Source organism: Streptomyces sp. NPDC056580 (assembly GCF_042793175.1).
Lineage (GTDB): Bacteria > Actinomycetota > Actinomycetes > Streptomycetales > Streptomycetaceae > Streptomyces.
In genome coordinates this window covers 214,156-232,226 of record NZ_JBHTVE010000003.1, presented here as the reverse complement: position 1 = coordinate 232,226, position 18,071 = coordinate 214,156, and the positions used below count along the sequence as shown (strand labels likewise).

Here is an 18,071-nt window from a genome sequence, read left to right as displayed (position 1 = left end):
GGGGCGCCGCCTCGGTGTGCCTATGATTCCCGGCCCGATCCGGCGAGCCCTTCGAGGGCGGCGCCCAGATTGCCGAGGGAATCGAGGGAATGCGGGCCCTCGACGGTCGCCTCCACGTCGAACCAGGCCCGGAAGTCCACCGGATGGCCGATGAGCCCGGCAGGGCTGCGGGGCAGTACCGCGGTGCGTGCGGCCTCCTCCGACTCCCACAGCAGCAGGGCGCCCCACCGGCCGGTCGACGGGTCCGAGAGCCATATCTTCAGAAGCAGCCCAGGTATGCCCGTCCAGTGCTTCGCCTCCTCCCGGACGAAATCGCGCAGAGTTCCCGCGGTCTGCTCTGAATCGGTGAGATCCCACCACGCAATCATCGCCTTCATTCCGCCAGTCTAGGGTCGCGGGCCGCCGCTCGTCGCGTGCTACTCAGGCAAAGTCCGTGCCTCGGTGGGGAATTGAGTAGCGATTACTCAGGCGGTGCCCGCGGGCCGCTGATCGAATGAGGGACATCGGTCACGGCCGGCGCGGGACCCGAACGACACGGGCCGGCCGGCCCCGCCATGCCGGCTGCTGACATTGGAGGACGAGTGGCGCCAACCGATCTGTCGATCCTGGACCTGCCGCACGACGCGGATCCGGACCCCGACGAGCTGGTGCGGGCGGCGATGCAGTGGCACTTCAGCCCGGAGACCGGCTCGCCGTACTGGCTGAAGCGGGCGGAGTCCCTGGACTTCGACCCCCTGTCGGACGTCAAGGGCCATGCCGACCTGACCCTCTTCCCCAACGTGGCGAACGAGCTGCGGGACGTGCCTGCCGCGGACCTGGTGCCGCGCGGCTACGGCGAACACCCCGACGTCGTCGGCGTGTTCGAGAGCGGGGGCACCACCGGCGCGCCCAAGCGCGTGGTCTGCACGGAGGACTGGCTGCGGAAGCTGGTCGACTGGAGCAACGCCAACCTCGACGTGCACGGCTTCCCGCGCGGGGTCGACTGGCTCGGGATCACCCCCTCCGGCCCCCACGTCGTCGGCGAGATCTTCCGCCGCTCGGCCCGCACCCACGGCCGGTACGCCTTCCAGATCGACCTGGACCCGCGGTGGGTCAAGCGCCTGATCTCGCAGGGCAAGGGCGGCCAGGCGGACGCGTACGCCGAACACGTCGTCGACCAGGCCGCGTTCATCCTGCGCACCCAGGACATCGGCGTCATGACGGTCACCCCGCCGCTGCTGGAGCGCATCGCCCAGCGCGAGGAACTCGTCGAGCTCGTCAACCGGAAGGTGAAGGCCATCCGCTGGGGCGGCACCCAGATGGACCCCGACACCGAGGCGCTGTACCGGAACGAGATCTTCCCCGGCACCACCCTCTACGGGCACTACGGCAGCACGATGATCCTCGGCATCGCCGGCCAGCGCCACGGCACCCCGTCGGGCGCGCCCTGCGTGTTCGACACCTTCTCGCCGTACATCACCTTCCAGGTCGTGGACCCCGCCACCGGTGAACCGGTCGCGTACGGGGAGCGCGGCCAGGTCGTCATGCACCACGTCAGCAAGGCCCTGCTGCTGCCCAACAACCTCGAGCGCGACACCGCGATCAGGGTGCCGGCGCCCGAGGGCCGGACGGGGGACTCGGCCGCGGGCATCGCGCCGGTCGCCCGCTTCGAGGACGAGGCCGTCATCGAGGGGGTCTACTGATGTCCGCCGAGCCGGGGCCGCCGCACCGGCCCGACGCCCAGGCGCCCGTACTGGAAGCGCTGGGCCCGGCCGGCCCGTACCGCGCCCACAGCCGCCAGGAGGTCACCGACGTGACCGGCGCGGTCATGGCCGAGCTGAGCCTCGTGCCCGCGCTCTACGTCAACCGGGCGATGAAGGCCCTGCACGCGGCCACGCCGCTGCCCGCAGCCGAGCGGGCGGCCGCCCTGGCCCGCGCCGCGGAGCTGTTCCGCACGGCGACGCTGGGCGGCCTGACGGTCCGCGAGTACGAGACGGCCGTCAGCCGGGTCTCCGGACTGCCGATCGAGGTCGTCCGGGTGGCGACCGCGACCTGCGCCGACCGGGTCGCGGACGCCTACCGCAGCGTCCAGCTCGCCCGGCCCGCCGGAGCGGTGGCCGACTGGCGCGACCCGCTGGTGCGCACCTCCCAGGCCGTGTGGACGCGGCGCGGCGAGGTCATGGCCGTCCACGTGCCCGGCAACCACCCCGGCACGCACGGCTTCTGGCCGGAGGCGCTGGCCGCCGGCTACCGGGTCGCGGTGCGCCCCGCCGTCCGCGAGCCGTTCACCGCGCACCGCCTGGTCCTCGCCCTGCGGGAGGCCGGGTTCGCCGCCGACCACGTCGTCCTGCTGCCCTGCGGCCACGAGGCGGCCGACGCCATCGTGCGCGGCGCCGACCTCGCCTACGGCGGCGACGAGATCATCCGGCGGTACGCCGACGACCCCGGGGTGCTCTCGCTGCAGCCCGGCCGCTCGAAGATCCTGCTGACCGCCGGCGCCGACTGGCGCGACCACCTCGACATGATCGTCGACTCGGCGGCCCGGCACGCCGGCAGCGGCTGCGTCAACGCCACCGCCGTACTGGTCGAGGGCGACCCGGCGCCGCTCGCGGGCGCGATCGCCGAGCGGCTGGCCGCGCTGCCCAGCCTGCCGCCGCTCGACGAGAAGGCCGTCCTGCCGGTGCAGAACACCAAGGCGGCGCGGGCGCTGGAGAAGTTCGTGCTCGACCGGGCCGAGGGGGCCCGCGCCTGGCTCGGCGGCACCGGGTTCGTCGACGAACTCGGTGACGGCAGCGCCGTCCTGCGCCCGGCCGTCCACCAGGTCGGCTCCGCCGCCGCCCCCCAGCTCTCCGCCGAAGTGCCCTTCCCCTGCGTGTGGGTGGCGCCGTGGAGCCGGGAGGACGGTGTCGAGGCGCTGCGCGACACCCTGGTCCTCACCGTCGTCACCGAGGACGAGGACCTCGTGCAGGCGCTGATCGACGAACCGACGATCAGCAACCTGCACATCGGAAACCACGCCACCCACTGGCACCGCCCCGGGCTGCCGCACGACGGCTACCTGGGGGAGTTCCTGATGCGAAGCAAGACCGTCGTCCGCGTCTGAGCCCGCGAGCACCGCACGCGCACGCCCACGCCGTCCGTCCCGCACGAACCGAGCACAGTCCGGTCAGCAGCCGCTGCGAACCCAGGGAGCGATGTGTCCCGCCGCCTTTTCACCTCGGAGTCCGTGACCGAGGGCCACCCCGACAAGATCGCCGACCAGATCAGCGACGCCGTCCTCGACGAGCTCCTGCGCCAGGACCCCGCCTCGCGCGTCGCCGTGGAGACCCTGATCACCACCGGCCTGGTCCACGTCGCCGGCGAGGTGACGACCAGGGCGTACGCCGACATCCCGGCGCTGGTCCGCGCCAAGGTCCTGGAGATCGGCTACGACTCCTCGCAGAAGGGCTTCGACGGCGCCTCGTGCGGCGTGGAGGTCTCCATCGGAGCCCAGTCCCCGGACATCGCGCAGGGCGTCGACACCGCGTACGAGCAGCGGGTCGAGGGCGCCCGCGGGCGGGAGGGGGACGAGCTGGACCGGCAGGGCGCCGGCGACCAGGGCCTGATGTTCGGCTACGCCACCGACGAGACGCCCGAACTGATGCCGCTCCCCATCAACCTCGCGCACCGGCTGTCGCGGCGCCTGACCGAGGTCCGCAGGAACGGGACCCTGCCCTACCTGCGTCCCGACGGCAAGACGCAGGTCACCATCGAGTACGACGGCGACCGCCCCGTGCGCCTCGACACGGTCGTGGTCTCCTCGCAGCACGCCCCGGACGTCGACCTGGAGTCACTGCTGACGCCCGGCATCCGCGAGCACGTGGTCGAGCACGTGCTGGCGCAACTGGCCGCGGACGGACTGAAGCTGGAGACCGAGGGCCACCGCCTGCTGGTCAACCCGACCGGCCGGTTCGAGATCGGCGGCCCGATGGGCGACGCCGGTCTGACCGGCCGGAAGATCATCATCGACACCTACGGCGGCATGGCACGGCACGGCGGCGGCGCCTTCTCCGGCAAGGACCCGTCGAAGGTGGACCGGTCGGCCGCGTACGCCATGCGGTACGTGGCGAAGAACGTGGTCGCGGCCGGTCTCGCCGCGCGCTGCGAGGTGCAGGTCGCGTACGCCATCGGCAAGGCCGAACCGGTCGGCCTGTTCGTGGAGACCTTCGGCACCGGCACCGTGGACGTGCGCCTGATCGAGGACGCCGTCGCGGCGGTGTTCGACCTGCGCCCGGCGGCCATCATCCGCGACCTCGACCTGCTGCGCCCGGTCTACTCCCAGACCGCCGCCTACGGCCACTTCGGCCGTGAACTGCCCGACTTCACCTGGGAGCGCACCGACCGCGTCGACGCGCTGCGCCGGGCCGTGGGCCTCTGACGGGCGCGCACGGGACTCGACGGGAGCACGCAGCGATGCGCATAGCGGTGTCAGGGTCGATCGCGACCGACCACCTCATGACCTTCCCCGGCCGTTTCGCCGACCAGCTGATCCCCGATCAGCTCGCCCACGTCTCCCTGTCCTTCCTGGTCGACGACCTGGAGGTGCGCAGGGGAGGAGTGGCGGCCAACATCTCCTACGGCCTCGGCCGGCTGGGCCTGACCCCCCTGCTGGTCGGATCCGTCGGACTCGACTTCGGCGCGTACGAGGTCTGGCTCAAGGACCACGGCGTCGACACGAGCGCGGTGCGGGTGTCGCGGACGGCGCAGACCGCGCGGTTCGTCTGCCTCACGGACCGTGACAGCAACCAGATCGCCGCCTTCTACGCGGGCGCGATGAGCGAGGCCCGGGAGATCGACCTGGCGCCACTGGCCGCGCGGCAGCGCCCGGACCTGGTCCTGGTCTGCGCCAACGACCCGGAGGCGATGATCCGCCACACCCGGCAGGCCAGGGAACTGGGCGTGCCCTTCGCCGCCGACCCCTCCCAGCAGCTCGCCCGGCTCACCGGCCCGGAGGCCGCCGAACTTGTGGACGGGGCCACCTGGCTGTTCACCAACGAGTACGAGGCCGCGCTGCTGGCCGAGCGCACCGACCGCACCCGCGAGGGCCTGCTCGCGGGCGCCGGAGCCTGGGTGACGACCCTCGGCGAGCGCGGCGTGCGGATCGAGCGGGAGGGCGAGCCGGAACTCCTCGTCCCGGCCGTCCCCTGCGACCGGGTGACCGACCCGACCGGCGCCGGCGACGGCTTCCGGGCCGGCTTCCTCGCGGCCGTCGCCGCCGGGCTGCCGCCGGCCGCGGCCGGCCGGCTGGGCTGCGCCGTGGCGGCCTCGGTGCTGGACGCCGTCGGCCCCCAGGGCTACGGGGCCGACGCGGGCCTGCTGGCACGGCGCGTGCGGTCCGCCTACGGGCCCGCGGCCGCCGAACAACTCCGGCCGGTCCTCGGGTCGGTCGCATGACACTGCTCGAGACACTGGCCTCCGGCACCCGGTCGTTCTCCTTCGAGTTCTTCCCGCCCAGGACGCAGGCCGGACACCGCACCCTGTGGGACGCCGTTCGGCGCATCGAACCGCTGTCGCCCGCCTTCGTCTCCGTCACCTACGGAGCCGGCGGCTCCTCGCGCGAACGGACCGTCGGACTGACGAAGCGGATCGCGTCCGACACGACCCTGCGCCCGGTGGCGCACCTCACCGCCGTGGGGCACTCCGTCGCCGAACTGCGCCGCATCATCGGCCAGTACGCCGACGCCGGGGTGCGCGACGTCCTGGTCCTGCGGGGAGACCCGCCCGGGGACCCGCGCGGGCCCTGGACACCGCACCCGGAGGGACTCACCTACGCCCACGAACTGGTCACCCTGGTGCGGGAGTCCGGTGCGTTCAGCGTCGGCGTGGCGGCGTTCCCGGAACGCCATCCGCGCTCCGCCGACTGGGACGGTGAGATCCGGCACTTCGTGGCCAAGTGCAGGGCGGGCGCCCACTACGCCATCACGCAGATGTTCTTCGACGTCGAGGATTACCTGCGGCTGCGCGACCGGGTGGCCGCCGCGGGGTGCGACGTCCCGATCATCCCGGAGATCATGCCGGCCACCGACGTGCGGCAGATCCGCCGTTTCGCCGAACTCAGCGACGCCGCCTTCCCGGCCCGGCTCGCCGACCGGCTGGAGGCCGCGCGCGACCGGCCGGAGGAGGGCCACCGCATCGGTGTGGAGTACGCCGTCGCCATGTCCGAACGGCTGCTGGCGGAAGGAGCGCCGGGGCTGCACTACATCACGCTGAACCGGTCCACGGCGACGCTGGACATCCACCGCGCCGTCCTGGCCTCCCAGGGCGCCACCGTCTGAGACCACCGTCCCAGACCCCGGCGGCGCCACCCGGTCCGGAATTCCGAAACGGAATGCCGGAAAACGGGTGGCGCCGCCTTGTCGTACCCAGTGCCATAAACGACAGTTCTGCCGGGCAGGGAAGGTTTTTATTGGACACCTCCCGGTGGGCGGCAGATGATTCTGGGGAACCGTCGAGCGGCCGTCCGAAGGGGAGGAGTGGAGTGCACGCATCCCATGCGAATCCACGGGAAGCAGATTTCGCAGCCGTCGTCGCCGAGATCTGGTGCGAGGTTCTGGAAGTCCCCGCGGTGGGCGACGAGGACAACTTCTTCGATCTCGGTGGCCACTCCCTGCTGCTCCAGATGGTCCGCGAACGAGTCATCCAGCGCACTGGCGAGGACATCGAGCTCATCGAGTTCTTCACGCACCCGACCGTGCGGTCGCTCGCCCGCCGCCTCGGCGGCGGGGAGACCACGGCGGCCGCCGGCCGGCGCCGCCCGGCGGGCCGGCCGAACCGGCTGGGAAACCGCCGGGCCCGGCTCGGTGAAAACACATCGGAAACCCGCGGAGAATTCGGTGAGTGACTTCGAGACCCAAGAGGACGCCGACGGTTTCATAGCCGTCGTCGGAATGGCGGGCCGTTTTCCCGGCGCCGCCGACGTCGACGAATTCTGGGCCAATCTCGCGGCGGGCAGGGACTCCATCACCCGCGACGCCCCGCAGATTGTCCCGGGCGGTGCTCCGGACGGCGGCGACCTGACCTACGTGCCGTCCCGCGGCCGGCTGGACGGCGCCGAGTGGTTCGACGCCGGCTACTTCGGCTACTCCGCGAGGGAGGCGTTCCTGATCGACCCCCAGCACCGGGTCTTCCTGGAATGCGCGGCCGCCGCCCTGGAGGACGCCGGAGCCGACCCCGACCGCTTCCCCGGCGCGATCGGCGTCTACGGAGGCTGCACCGAGACCCGGTACGCGGACGCGCTCCGGGCCCAGCGGACCCGGCTCACCGGGGTCGACGAGGACGACATCGTGCTCGGCACCGCCCCCGACTTCCTGGTCTCCCGCACCGCCGAGCGCCTCGGCCTGCGCGGGCCCGCCGTCGCCGTGCAGTCGGCCTGCGCGACGGCCCTGGTGGCCGTCCACACGGCCGGCCGGGCCCTGTTCGCCGGGGACTGCGACATGGCCCTCGCGGGCGGCGTCGCCGTGCACGTACCGCCCAAGACGATCCCGTGGAACGGCCCCGACGGCACGCTGGCGCCCGACGGCGTCTGCCGCGCCTTCGACGCCAGGGGCGAGGGCACCGTCGCCGGCAACGGCGTCGGCGTGGTCGTCCTCAGGCGGCTGTCCGACGCGCTCGCCGACGGCGACCACATCCGCGCGGTCGTCCGGGGGTCGGCGGTGACCAACGACGGCGCGGGCCGCATCGGCTTCACCGCCCCCAGCGTGGCCGGGCAGGCCGCCGCGGTGCGCGAGGCGCAGCTCACCGCCGGCACCGACGCGCGCACCATCACCTACGTCGAGACCCACGGCACCGCCACACCGCTCGGCGACCCGATCGAGGTCACCGCGCTGACCCAGGCCTTCAGGGCCGACACCGACGAGCGGGGCTTCTGCGCCATCGGCTCGGTGAAGACCAACATCGGGCACGCCGACGCGGCGGCCGGCGCCGCCGGCTTCATCAAGACCGTCCTGGCGCTCGGCCACCGGCGGATCCCGCCGAGCCTGCACTTCACCGAGCCGAACCCGGCGATCGACTTCGGGACCGGCCCGTTCAGGGTCGCGACCGCACTCACCGACTGGGAGCCTGGCGGCGACGGGGTACGGCGCGCCGGGGTCAGCTCCTTCGCGGTGGGCGGCGTCAACGCCCACCTGGTGCTGGAGGAGGCCCCGCCGCGGCCGCCGGGCGAGTCCGGGCGGCGCGCCCACCTGCTGGTGCACTCCGCGCGCACCCCCTCCGCGCTGCGCACCCGCATGGCCCGGCTCGACGGCCACCTGGCCGGCGCGGCGGCCCCGGCGTACGCCGACGTTGCCTGGACCCTCCAGACGGGCCGGCGCGAACACGAGTACCGCGCGTTCACCGTCGCCGGCGACGGCCCGGCCCGGGAGCCGGTCCGCTCGGCCGGGGTGCCGCGGGCGAGACCCGTGGTGTTCCTCTTCCCGGGCCGGATCGGTCCGGCGGAGGCCTGGCGGCTGCACACCGGCGAACCCGCCTTCCGGGCCGCGTTCGACGCCGTCCTGGAGGCCGCCGACGAGCGGATCGCCCCCTCGGTGCGCGCCGTCGCCAGAGGCCTGGCCGCACCCGACGAGCCGGTGGTCCGCGACACCTACGTCCTCGCCTTCGAGTACGCCCTGGCGGCGCTCTGGCAGCGCTGGGGCATCCGGCCCGGCGCCGTCCTCGGCACCGGCGCCGGCTCCCTGACCGCGGCCGTGGTGGCGGGCGTCCTCACGGTCGCCGACGCGGCACGGCTGATCGCGGACCCGGCCCGCTCCCGCGGCGGCGAGGACGCGCTGCGCGCCCTGGTAGGGGACCTGGGCCCGCGGCCGCACCGCATCCCCGTCGTCCTCGGCGACGGCTCCTGGAACGACCCCGGCACACCGGTCGCGGCCGGACGCTGGGCGGACGAACTGGGCGCCGCCACTGCGGCGGAGGCCGCGCTGGACACGGTCCTGGCCGACCCCGAGCGCGTCCTGCTCCAGGTCGGCGCAGGCTCCGGCCTGGTCACGCTCGCCCGGCAGCGGCCCGGCCACACCGACGGCCACCTGCTGCTGGCCGCGCTGAACGGCCTCGACGACGGCGGTGACGCGCTGGCGGTCCTCTACGACGCGCTCGGGCGGCTGTGGCTGTCCGGGGCCCGGGTGGACTGGGCGGGCGTGCACGACGGGGAGCGCCCCGCCAAGGTGGCGCTGCCCACCTACCCCTTCGAGCGGCTGCCGTACCTGGTGCGCCACCCCGCGCAGGAGGCGCAGACGGCCGGCGGCGGCGCACCGGCGGGCGAGGCCGCGGCCGACGGGCCCACGGACGCCGAGCCCGCCGCGGTGAGCGCCGCCCCGGCGCCCGGCGGCCCGCCGGACCCCGCGGAACGCCCGGCCGACGACACCCCACTCGGCGTGGTGCTGGGGCTGTTCGGCGAGGCGCTCGGACTGCCCGACATCGAACCGGACGAGAGCTTCTTCGAGCTCGGCGGCGACTCCCTCATCGCCATGAAGCTCTTCGCCCGGCTCAAGGAGATCTACCCGGTCGAGATCAAGATGCGCTCGCTCTTCGACGCCGCGACGGCCGCCGATCTGGCCGCGCTGATCGAGCGGCGGCTGGCCGGCCCACACCTGGAAACGGAAGAGGAGTCCGCATGACCGCCACCGGAGCGGCGACCGGCGCCGGCCCCGCGCCCGAGGCCGGCACGGCCGCCGAACTGCGGGCCCGCTGGCTCTCCGGCCGCAGGCCCAGGACGGAGACCACGCTCGACCTGTACTGCTTCGCCCACGCGGGCGGCTCCGCCGGGGAGTTCGTACGCTGGGGCGGCGCCCTGCCCGGCGTCCGGCTGTGGGCGGTGAAGCTGCCCGGCCGGGTGCCGCGGCAGGACGAGCAGCCGTACCGGCGGATCAGCGACCTGATCTCCGACCTGGTCGGGCAGGTCGACTTCGGCCGCCGCGACTTCGCCTTCTTCGGCCACAGCCTGGGCGCGCTGATCGCCTTCGAGACCACCCGCGCCCTGCGCCGGGCCGGTCTGCGCCTGCCCCGGGCCCTGCTCCTGTCCTCCATGCAGCCCCCGCCCGTCACCACACGGCGCGACGTCCACCTGCTGCCCGACGACGAGCTGCTGGCCGAGATCGAGCGCCGGTGGGGCGCGCTGCCCCTGGTCGTCCACGAGGCGCCGGACCTCAAGCGGCTCGCGCTGCGCTACCTGCGCGCCGACGCGGAACTCGCCGACTCCCACCAGTACGTCGCCGAGGAACCGCTGGACATCCCGATCACCACGTTCGCGGGCGACCAGGAGGACCCCGGCCAGCTCGACTGGTCCGCCCACACCCGCAGCGCCTTCACCGAGCACGTGCTGCCCGGCGGCCACTTCTACTTCCGCGACCCGCGGACGCAGGCCGAACTCCTGCGCCTCATCGGCGACGCGCTCGCCCCAAGGACCTGAAGGACAGCCATGCGTCACACCACCTTCGGCCGCCACACCGGCCTGCGCGTCTCCGAGTACGCGCTCGGTACCGCCAACTTCGGCACCCTGTGGGGCGGCGGCGCCAGCCGCGAGGAGTCCCGCAAGATCTTCGACCGCTTCGCCGAGGCCGGCGGAACCTTCGTCGACTGCGCCGACAACTACCAGATCGGCGAGTCCGAGAAGCTGCTCGGGGAGTTCCTCGGCGCCGACCGCGACCACTTCGTGGTCGGCACCAAGTTCACCCTGGGCGCCGGCCGGGCCCGGATCTCCAACACCGGCAACAGCGCCAAGAACATCCGCGGTTCGGTCGAGGCCAGCCTGCGGCGGCTCGGCACCGACCACATCGACGTCTACTGGGCGCACCTGCCCGACTCGGTCACCCCGGTCGAGGAGATCCTCACGGCCCTCGACCGGCTCGTCCGGGACGGCAAGATCCTGCACGCCGGGCTCTCCAACTTCCCGGCGTGGCGGATCTCCCGTGCCGTCACCCTCGCCGAACTGCGCGCGACGGCCCGCCTGGTGGGCGTCCAGTTCGAGTACAGCCTCGCCGAGCGCGGCGCCGACCGGGAGCTGGTCCCCATGGCCGAGGCCCTCGGGCTGGGCGCCGCCCTGTGGGCCCCGCTCGGCGGCGGGCTGCTCACCGGGAAGTACCGGCAGAGCCGCCGCGGCCGCCTCAGTGACTGGGAGGGCCAGGCCATCCGGGTCGAGGACTCCGAGCAGCGCACCGGGATCCTCGACGCCGTGCTCGCCGTCGCCGAGGAGACCGGCGCCCCCGCCGGGCAGGTCGCCATGGCCTGGCTGCGCGCCCGGGCGGAACGCTCGGCCACCACGATGGTGCCCGTCATCGGCCCGCGCACCGCCGACCAGCTCGAGGACTACCTCGCCGCACTGGAACTCACCCTCGACGAGGCGCAGTTCGATCGGCTCGAGCAGGCCTCCGCCATCCGCCCGGGACAGCCCTACGAGCTGATCGCCGGCCACCAGGACGCCGCGCTCGGCCGTCAGTCGGGCCGGTTCGTCCGCCCGGCCGTGCCCGTTGCCTGACCTGCCCGTTCCGGCACGGACCCCACACACGAGGAAGGGAAGGGCGGACCGCATGACGGACCACGCACCGGGCGGCCCCGGCTTCGACCCCGAGAGCCACGTCGCCGTCATCGGCATGGCGGCGCGCTTCGGACAGGCCGCGGACCTCGAGGCGTTCGGCGGCCACGGGTCCGCCGGCGACGCGGCGCGGGACGCCGGGCCGCTGGCCGACGCCTACGCGTTCGATCACCGGTTCTTCGGCGTCTCACCACGCGAGTCGGCGATGCTCGACCCGCAGCAGCGCGTCCTCCTGGAATGCGCCCAGCACGCCCTGGAGGACGCCGCCCACGACCCGGCCCGCGACGAGACGGTCGTCGGCATCTACGCCGGCGGCGCGACCACCGGGCACGCGGCCCGGCTGCGCGACGGGGCCGCGGGGTCGCCGCACTTCGACGACCGGCAGGTCCGGGCCGCCACCGGGGCCGACTTCCTGGCCTCGCGGGTCGCCTACAAGCTGGGGCTGACCGGACCCGCCGTCTCGGTGCAGGCCGCCGGGGCGACCGCCCTGGTCGCGGTGCACACCGCCGTCCAGGCGCTGCTGGGCGGTGAGTGCGACCTCGCCCTCGCCGGGTCGGTCACCGTGCACGACCCGGGGAACACCGCCCCGGGCGGTGGCTGCGCGGTCGCCGTGCTGAAACCCCTGCGGGCGGCCCTGGACGCCGGGGACCGGATCCACGCCGTCGTCCGCGGCACCGCCGTCGGCACCAGGGGCGCCGGGGAGTCCGCGGCGGCCGGCCGCGGCCGCGTCGCCCGTGACGCGCTGTCGGTGAGCGGACTCGCCGCGGCACCGGACGCAGTGGCGGACGCCCCCGCGGGGACGAGCGTCACCGACACGGCGCCGGCCGCGGCCGCCTTCGTGCGGGCCGTCCTCGACGTGCGCGACGGAGCGGGCCGGGCGAGCGGCGGCGCCGGACCGCGCCGCGCCGCGGTGAGCGCCGCCGGCCCCTTCGGCACCCACGCCCACGCGATCGTCGAGCAGCCGCCGGCCGCCGGCGCCGGTCCCGCCGCGGCCCCCGCGGGCTGGCAGTTGCTGCCGTACTCGGCCAGGTCGGCGACCGCGCTGGCCGCGGTGGCCGCCCGGCTCGGCCGGCGGCTGCGGGGCGCCGAGGGCGGCGAGGAGCTCCAGGACGCGGCGTGGACCCTGCAGACCGGCCGCACGCGCCACGCCCACCGGGGCTTCGTCGTCGCCCAGGACCCGGCGGAGGCCGCGGCCGCGCTCGCCGAGGCCGAGGTCAGGACCAAGGACCGGTCCGGCCCGACGCCGGCGGGCGGTCCGCCGCCGGTGGTGTTCACCTTCCCCGGCCACGGCGGCCAGCACGCCGGCATGGCCCGCGGGCTGTACCGGCTCGATCCGCGCTTCCGGGCGGACCTGGACGCGTGCGCCGCACACGTCCGGGAGGTGTCCGGCGTGGAACTCGGCGTCGTCTTCGACCCCGAGGGCGAGGAGCTGGAGGAGGCCGCCCGGCGGTCCGTGGCGGACGGCCGGATCGCCCAACTGGCGGTGTTCGTGCTGGAGTACGCCCTCGCCAAGGCGTTCATCCGCTGGGGCGTCCGGCCGGCCGCGGTCGTCGGCCACAGCCTCGGCGGTTACGCCGCGGCCTGCATCGCCGGGGTGTTCTCCTTCCCGGACGCGGTCGGCATGGTGCTCAAGCGCACCGAGCTGCTGCTGAGCCTGGCGCCGGGCGCCATGGCCGCGGTACGGCTGCCCGAGGCCGAACTGCTCCCGCTGCTCCCCGAGGGCGTCGGGATCGCCGTGATCAGCGGTCCCGACCAGGTGACCGTCTCCGGGCCGCGCGAGCGGGTGGCGCGGTTCGTCGAGGAGCACGCGGCCAAGGGACTGGAGACGCGCCTGCTGAAGGTCCCGGGCGCCGGCCACTCCTCACTGGTCGACGCCGTGCTGGACGAGTACGAGGCCTTCCTCGCCGGCGTCACGTTCCACCGGCCGGTGATCCGGGTGGTCTCGGACACCACCGGGACCTGGGCCGACCCGGAGGAGATCCGCACACCCGCCTACTGGTGCCGCCACATGCGCCACGCGGTGCGCTACCACGACGTCCTGGAGACGCTGAACGCCTTCCATGGCTGCGCCCTCGTCGAGGTCGGCCCCGGCACCACGCTCACCTCGCTGGCCCGCCGCCACGCGGAGCTGCGCTGGAACCACCCGGTCCTGCCGGCCCTGCCGCACCCCACCGACGACACGCCCGACCCGAAGGTCCTGCTGTCGGCGGTCGGCGCGCTGTGGGCGGCCGGCGTCGACATCGACTGGCCGGCGCTGCACCCCGGGCGCACCCCCCGCAGGACCTCGCTGCCGGGCTACCCCTACGAGCGCACCGCGTTCCCCCCGCCCGCGGCCTGACCGGGCGGCCCCGGCGCCGCCGGCATCCGTCCGACCCACCGACCGACCACGCAGAGCAGGAGAGCAGCGACCATGGCCAAGAGCCTGTACGAGCTGGGCGAGATGCCGCCGCTCGGCACCGTCCCCGAGAAGATGTACGCCTCCGTGATCCGCCCGGACCGCTACGGCGAGCCGCGGAAGTCCTTCGCCACCGAGGTCGTCGACACCCCGAAGCCCGGCCGCGGCCAGGTGCTGGTCTGGGTGATGGCGGCCGGCATCAACTACAACAACGTCTGGGCCGGCCTCGGTTACCCGCTGGACGTGATCGCCGCCCGGCAGAAGCGCGGCGAGCCCGAGGACTTCCACATCGGCGGCTCCGAGGGCTCGGGTGTGGTCGTCGCCGTGGGCGAGGGCGCCGCCGGGGTCTCGGTGGGCGACCAGGTCGTGCTCTCCGGCGGCCAGTGGGACGAGACCGCGCAGGACATCCGCCTCGGCGGGGACCCCACCCTCTCACCCACCCTCCAGGCATGGGGCTACGAGTCCAACTACGGCACCTTCGCCCAGTTCGCGCTCGTCGACGACTACCAGTGCCACCCGAAGCCGGAGAACCTCACCTGGGAGTCCGCGGCCTCCTTCATCCTCACCGGTTCGACCGCGTACCGCCAGCTCTTCGGCTGGGCGCCCAACACGGTCAAGCCGGGCGACCCGGTGCTGATCTGGGGCGGCGCCGGCGGGCTCGGATCCATGGCCATCCAGCTCGTGCGCAACGCGGGCGGCCTGCCCGTCGCGGTGGTCTCCAGCGAGGAGCGGGCCGCGTACTGCCGCGACCTCGGCGCCGTCGGCACGATCAACCGGCGCGACTTCTCCCACTGGGGCCGGATGCCCGACCTCGGCGACCCCGTCGCGTACGGCGCCTGGATGGGGGAGCTGCGGCGCTTCGGCCGCGCCTACTGGAAGGCCCTCGGCGAACGCCGCGCGCCCCGCGTCGTCCTCGAGCACAGCGGCCAGGACACCATCCCCACCTCCATGTACCTGTGCGAGAACGGCGGCATGGTCACCATCTGCGGCGGCACCTCCGGTTACGCGGCCGACGTGGACCTGCGCTTCCTGTGGATGCGGCAGAAGCGGCTGCAGGGCTCGCACGGGTTCAACCCCTCCCAGTGCCGCGCGGTCATCCACCTCGTCGCCTCCGGACAGCTCGACCCCTGCCTCTCCGGGCTGTTCGGCCTGGAGGAGATAGGCGAGGCACACCAGTCGATGCACGAGAACCGCCAGCCCCCCGGGAACATGGCCGCGCTGATCAACGCGCCCCGGGCCGGGCTCACCGGCCTCGTCTGAGCGGCCCCCGGGAATGTCCGCCTGCCACGCCCCGACGAACGGACGGCAATGACCACTGATTCCACGACAGAGCGCACCGCGCTGCCGCTGCCCGCCCTGCTGGCCCGGCGGGCGCGCGAGACGCCCGGCACGGTCGCCTACGTCTACCTGCGCAACGGTGAGGAGATCGGCGAGCAGGTCACCTACGGCAGGCTGCACGACGAGGTGAGGTCCCGGGCCGCCGCCCTCGCCGAGCGGGCCGGGCCGCGCCGCAGCGCCGTGCTGATGTACCCCAACGGGCTCGAGTTCATCCGGGCGTGGCTGGCCTGCACCGCGGCCGGCCTCATGGGGGCGCCGGTCCAGGTGCCGACGCGCACGCACGCGGTGCGGCGGCTGCGCACCATCGCCGACGACGCCCGCACCACCCTGGTGCTGACCACCCGTGAGGTCCGCGACCAGGTGCTCGCCGACTTCGCCGGGCTGCCCGAGCTGGCCGGACTGGAGATCGTCGCCACCGACGAGCTCCCGGCGCCGTCCGCCCCGGCCGAGCCGGCCGCCCCGGCGCTCTCGGACGTGGCGCTCCTGCAGTACACCTCCGGCTCCACCGGAACGCCCAAGGGCGTGATGGTCACGCACTCCAACTTCTGGTTCAACGCCTGGGAGACGGACCGCCTGTGGCCCATGCGGGACGACGGCGCCGTCGTCTCCTGGCTGCCGTTCTTCCACGACATGGGCCTGCTGCTGGGCATCGTGCTGCCCCTGTGGGCGGGCCGGCCCGCGTACCTGATGGGTCCCGAGGCCTTCATACGCCGTCCGGGGCGCTGGCTGGAGGCGGTCTCGCGGTTCCGCGGCACCCACTCCTCGGCCCCGAACTTCGCGTACGACCTGTGCGTGCGCAGCGACAGCGTGCGCGGCGCGATCGACCTGTCGGCCTGGCGGATGGCCGCCAACGGCGCCGAGCCGGTCCGCGAGCACACGCTGCGGGAGTTCATCGGCAAGTACGCCGCCAGCGGCCTGGACAGCCGTGCCCTGTCGCCGAGTTACGGACTGGCGGAGCACACCCTGAAGGTCTGCGGCAGCGCCCCCGACGCCGAACCGGCGCCCCTCGTGCTGGACGCGCGGGCACTGAGCCTCGGCACGGTGGCGCCGGTCCCCGGCGAACTGCGCAACACGGTGGCGACCAGCACGGTGATGAGCGTCGGCCGCACCGTCGGGGACACCCGGGTACGCATCGTCGACCCGCACAGCCGCGAGGAGGCGGCACCGGACCGGGTCGGCGAGATCTGGGTGTCCGGGCCGTGCGTGACGGCCGGCTACCTCGGGCGCGAGGAGGAGAGCGAGCGCACCTTCCGGGCCCGCATCGCAGGCGCCGAGGCGGACGGGCCCTACCTGCGCACCGGTGACATGGGATTCGTGCACGGCGGGGACGTCTTCGTCACCGGGCGTCTGAAGGACCTGATCATCGTCAAGGGCCGCAACCACTACCCGCAGGACCTGGAGCACACCGTCGAGGGCAGCCACCCGCTGCTGCGCCCCGCGTCCGCCGCCGCCTTCCCGGTGGACGACGGCGCCGAGGAGTCCGTGGTCGTGGTGGTGGAGGGGGACAGCCGGGTGGGCAGGTACGCGAGCGCGCGGGAGGTGACGACCGCCGTGCGGGAGGCGCTGCGCCGCGACCACCGGATCGACGTGGCGGACGTGGTGCTGATCCGGCGCGGCACGCTGCCCCGGACGACGAGCGGCAAGGTGCGCCGCCGCCCCTGCCGCGAGCAGTACCTGGCGGGCACCCTGAACCGGCTCGTCGTGCCCGGCTCCGCGGGGTCCCGGCAGGCGCCGGCGCCGGGTTCACAGGGATCTGACACTCCCCGCACACGGACCTGAGGGTTCGTGTACATCTCGCCGCCGCGATGTCCCTGTTGCGAGGTTTCCGCCCGGTGCCCGCCGGTACGATCGGCGCATGGAACTGCGTCAGCTCGAGTACCTCGTGGCGGTCGCCGAAGAGGCCAGTTTCACGAAGGCGGCCGCGCGTGTTTTCGTGACCCAGCCCTGTGTGAGCGCGCAGATAAGACGGCTGGAGCGCGAACTGGGGCACGACCTGCTCGACCGCGGCGGCCGGACGGTACGGCTGACGGGCGTGGGCGCGGCGGTGCTGCCGCACGCACGCGCGGTGCTGGCCGGCCTCGACGGTGTGCGGGACGCGGTGGAGAGCGTCTCCGGGGTCGTGCGGGGGCAGGTGGCGCTGGGTTCCGTGGCCGCCTCGCTGTCCGTGCGGCTGCCCGAACTCGTCGCCGACTTCAGCGAGCAGCACCCCGCCGTGGAGATATCCCTCAGCGAGGGGAGCACGGAGCAACTGGCCGACGCCGTGCGGGCGGGGCGGATCGACGTGGCGCTCATAGGCGTCTGCTCCGAACCACCGGCCGGCCTCGAAACGCTCGTCGTGGCCGACGAGTTGCTGATCGGTGCGGTCAGCCACGACCACCCGCTCGCGCAGCGCACCGGCATCACCGTCGACGAGGTGGAGTGCCACCCGCTGATGTGCCTGCCCGGGGGCAGCGCCCTGCGCGCCGCCTCCGACGCCGCGTGGGCGGCCGCGGGGGTCAAGCCCCGCGTGGCCTTCGAGGCGAGCGACCCGCGGGTCCTCGCCCAGCTCGCGGCCCGCGGGGTGGGCATGGCGATCCTGCCGGAGCGGTTCGTGCTCTCCCGGCCCGACCAGCTCCATCCCGTCGCCATCCCCAGCATGCACCTGCGCGGCGGCCTAGCCCTCGCCTGGCGGGCCGGCGGACGCATGAGCCCCGCCGCCAAGGCCCTGGTGGCCCGGGCGCGCACCCAGCTCGGCCCGTCCGTCACACCGGCCCGCCACGACGAACCGCCGCCCGGCCGTTCCTGACCTCCTCACCGAAAGCG

Annotated in this window: 14 protein-coding genes; 13 read left to right on the top strand and 1 reads right to left on the bottom strand. The window is 74.2% G+C overall.

Annotation, left to right across the window (positions count from 1 at the left end; genetic code table 11):
* Positions 1–20: 20 nt before the first annotated feature.
* Entirely contained in the window at positions 21–377 is a 357-nt protein-coding gene (locus tag ACFQ9Z_RS07715) for a hypothetical protein (RefSeq protein WP_383012412.1), read from the bottom strand.
* A gap of 204 nt (positions 378–581) precedes the next feature.
* Here ACFQ9Z_RS07715 and ACFQ9Z_RS07710 point away from each other — a divergent pair, with 204 nt between their 5' ends.
* From ACFQ9Z_RS07710 to ACFQ9Z_RS07650, 13 genes are all read left to right on the top strand, one after another.
* The gene (locus ACFQ9Z_RS07710) at positions 582–1,682 is read left to right on the top strand and encodes a phenazine antibiotic biosynthesis protein (RefSeq protein ID WP_383012409.1); all 1,101 of its coding nucleotides are present in this window, start codon (positions 582–584) and stop codon (positions 1,680–1,682) included.
* On the top strand, positions 1,682–3,082 hold the full coding sequence (locus tag ACFQ9Z_RS07705) for an aldehyde dehydrogenase family protein (protein ID WP_383012406.1): 1,401 nt from the start codon (positions 1,682–1,684) through the stop codon (positions 3,080–3,082). The genes ACFQ9Z_RS07710 and ACFQ9Z_RS07705 overlap by 1 nt, the downstream gene beginning before the upstream one ends.
* A gap of 93 nt (positions 3,083–3,175) precedes the next feature.
* Positions 3,176–4,396, top strand: a complete 1,221-nt coding sequence (gene metK, locus ACFQ9Z_RS07700) for a methionine adenosyltransferase (RefSeq protein ID WP_383012403.1) — start codon at positions 3,176–3,178, stop codon at positions 4,394–4,396.
* A 35-nt stretch (positions 4,397–4,431) separates the two neighbouring features.
* Positions 4,432–5,412, top strand: a complete 981-nt coding sequence (locus ACFQ9Z_RS07695; RefSeq protein WP_383012400.1) for a carbohydrate kinase family protein — start codon at positions 4,432–4,434, stop codon at positions 5,410–5,412.
* The gene (gene metF / locus ACFQ9Z_RS07690) at positions 5,409–6,293 is read left to right on the top strand and encodes a methylenetetrahydrofolate reductase [NAD(P)H] (RefSeq protein WP_383012397.1); all 885 of its coding nucleotides are present in this window, start codon (positions 5,409–5,411) and stop codon (positions 6,291–6,293) included. The genes ACFQ9Z_RS07695 and metF overlap by 4 nt, the downstream gene beginning before the upstream one ends.
* Positions 6,294–6,346: 53 nt before the next feature.
* Positions 6,347–6,859 carry a phosphopantetheine-binding protein gene (locus tag ACFQ9Z_RS07685; RefSeq protein ID WP_383012394.1) on the top strand — a complete coding sequence of 171 codons (513 nt, stop codon included), beginning with the start codon at positions 6,347–6,349 and terminating at the stop codon, positions 6,857–6,859.
* Positions 6,852–9,623: a beta-ketoacyl synthase N-terminal-like domain-containing protein gene (locus ACFQ9Z_RS07680; RefSeq protein ID WP_383012391.1), complete on the top strand. Its 2,772-nt coding sequence runs from the start codon at positions 6,852–6,854 to the stop codon at positions 9,621–9,623. Before ACFQ9Z_RS07685 ends, ACFQ9Z_RS07680 begins: the two co-directional genes overlap by 8 nt.
* Positions 9,620–10,414 (top strand): thioesterase II family protein, encoded by a 795-nt coding sequence (locus ACFQ9Z_RS07675; protein WP_383012387.1) that lies wholly within the window; start codon positions 9,620–9,622, stop codon positions 10,412–10,414. The genes ACFQ9Z_RS07680 and ACFQ9Z_RS07675 overlap by 4 nt, the downstream gene beginning before the upstream one ends.
* Before the next feature lie 9 nt (positions 10,415–10,423).
* Positions 10,424–11,479, top strand: a complete 1,056-nt coding sequence (locus ACFQ9Z_RS07670) for an aldo/keto reductase (protein ID WP_383012384.1) — start codon at positions 10,424–10,426, stop codon at positions 11,477–11,479.
* A gap of 52 nt (positions 11,480–11,531) precedes the next feature.
* The gene (locus ACFQ9Z_RS07665) at positions 11,532–13,874 is read left to right on the top strand and encodes an acyltransferase domain-containing protein (RefSeq protein ID WP_383012381.1); all 2,343 of its coding nucleotides are present in this window, start codon (positions 11,532–11,534) and stop codon (positions 13,872–13,874) included.
* Between the two features lie 72 nt (positions 13,875–13,946).
* Positions 13,947–15,191, top strand: coding sequence for a crotonyl-CoA carboxylase/reductase (gene ccrA / locus ACFQ9Z_RS07660; protein WP_383012378.1), 1,245 nt, complete (start codon positions 13,947–13,949; stop codon positions 15,189–15,191).
* A gap of 48 nt (positions 15,192–15,239) precedes the next feature.
* Entirely contained in the window at positions 15,240–17,048 is a 1,809-nt protein-coding gene (locus ACFQ9Z_RS07655; protein ID WP_383012375.1) for a fatty acyl-AMP ligase, read from the top strand.
* A gap of 76 nt (positions 17,049–17,124) precedes the next feature.
* Positions 17,125–18,054, top strand: a complete 930-nt coding sequence (locus ACFQ9Z_RS07650) for a LysR family transcriptional regulator (RefSeq protein WP_383012372.1) — start codon at positions 17,125–17,127, stop codon at positions 18,052–18,054.
* The last annotated feature ends 17 nt before the right edge of the window (positions 18,055–18,071 follow it).

Coding starts and splice junctions, on each gene's coding strand:
- ACFQ9Z_RS07715 (WP_383012412.1), bottom strand. CDS start 377: ATGAAGGCGATGATTGCGTGGTGGGATCTCACCGATTCAGAGCAGACC.
- ACFQ9Z_RS07705 (WP_383012406.1), top strand. CDS start 1,682: ATGTCCGCCGAGCCGGGGCCGCCGCACCGGCCCGACGCCCAGGCGCCC.
- ACFQ9Z_RS07695 (WP_383012400.1), top strand. CDS start 4,432: ATGCGCATAGCGGTGTCAGGGTCGATCGCGACCGACCACCTCATGACC.
- metF (WP_383012397.1), top strand. CDS start 5,409: ATGACACTGCTCGAGACACTGGCCTCCGGCACCCGGTCGTTCTCCTTC.
- ACFQ9Z_RS07685 (WP_383012394.1), top strand. CDS start 6,347: ATGCCGGAAAACGGGTGGCGCCGCCTTGTCGTACCCAGTGCCATAAAC.
- ACFQ9Z_RS07675 (WP_383012387.1), top strand. CDS start 9,620: ATGACCGCCACCGGAGCGGCGACCGGCGCCGGCCCCGCGCCCGAGGCC.
- ACFQ9Z_RS07670 (WP_383012384.1), top strand. CDS start 10,424: ATGCGTCACACCACCTTCGGCCGCCACACCGGCCTGCGCGTCTCCGAG.
- ACFQ9Z_RS07665 (WP_383012381.1), top strand. CDS start 11,532: ATGACGGACCACGCACCGGGCGGCCCCGGCTTCGACCCCGAGAGCCAC.
- ccrA (WP_383012378.1), top strand. CDS start 13,947: ATGGCCAAGAGCCTGTACGAGCTGGGCGAGATGCCGCCGCTCGGCACC.
- ACFQ9Z_RS07655 (WP_383012375.1), top strand. CDS start 15,240: ATGACCACTGATTCCACGACAGAGCGCACCGCGCTGCCGCTGCCCGCC.
- ACFQ9Z_RS07650 (WP_383012372.1), top strand. CDS start 17,125: ATGGAACTGCGTCAGCTCGAGTACCTCGTGGCGGTCGCCGAAGAGGCC.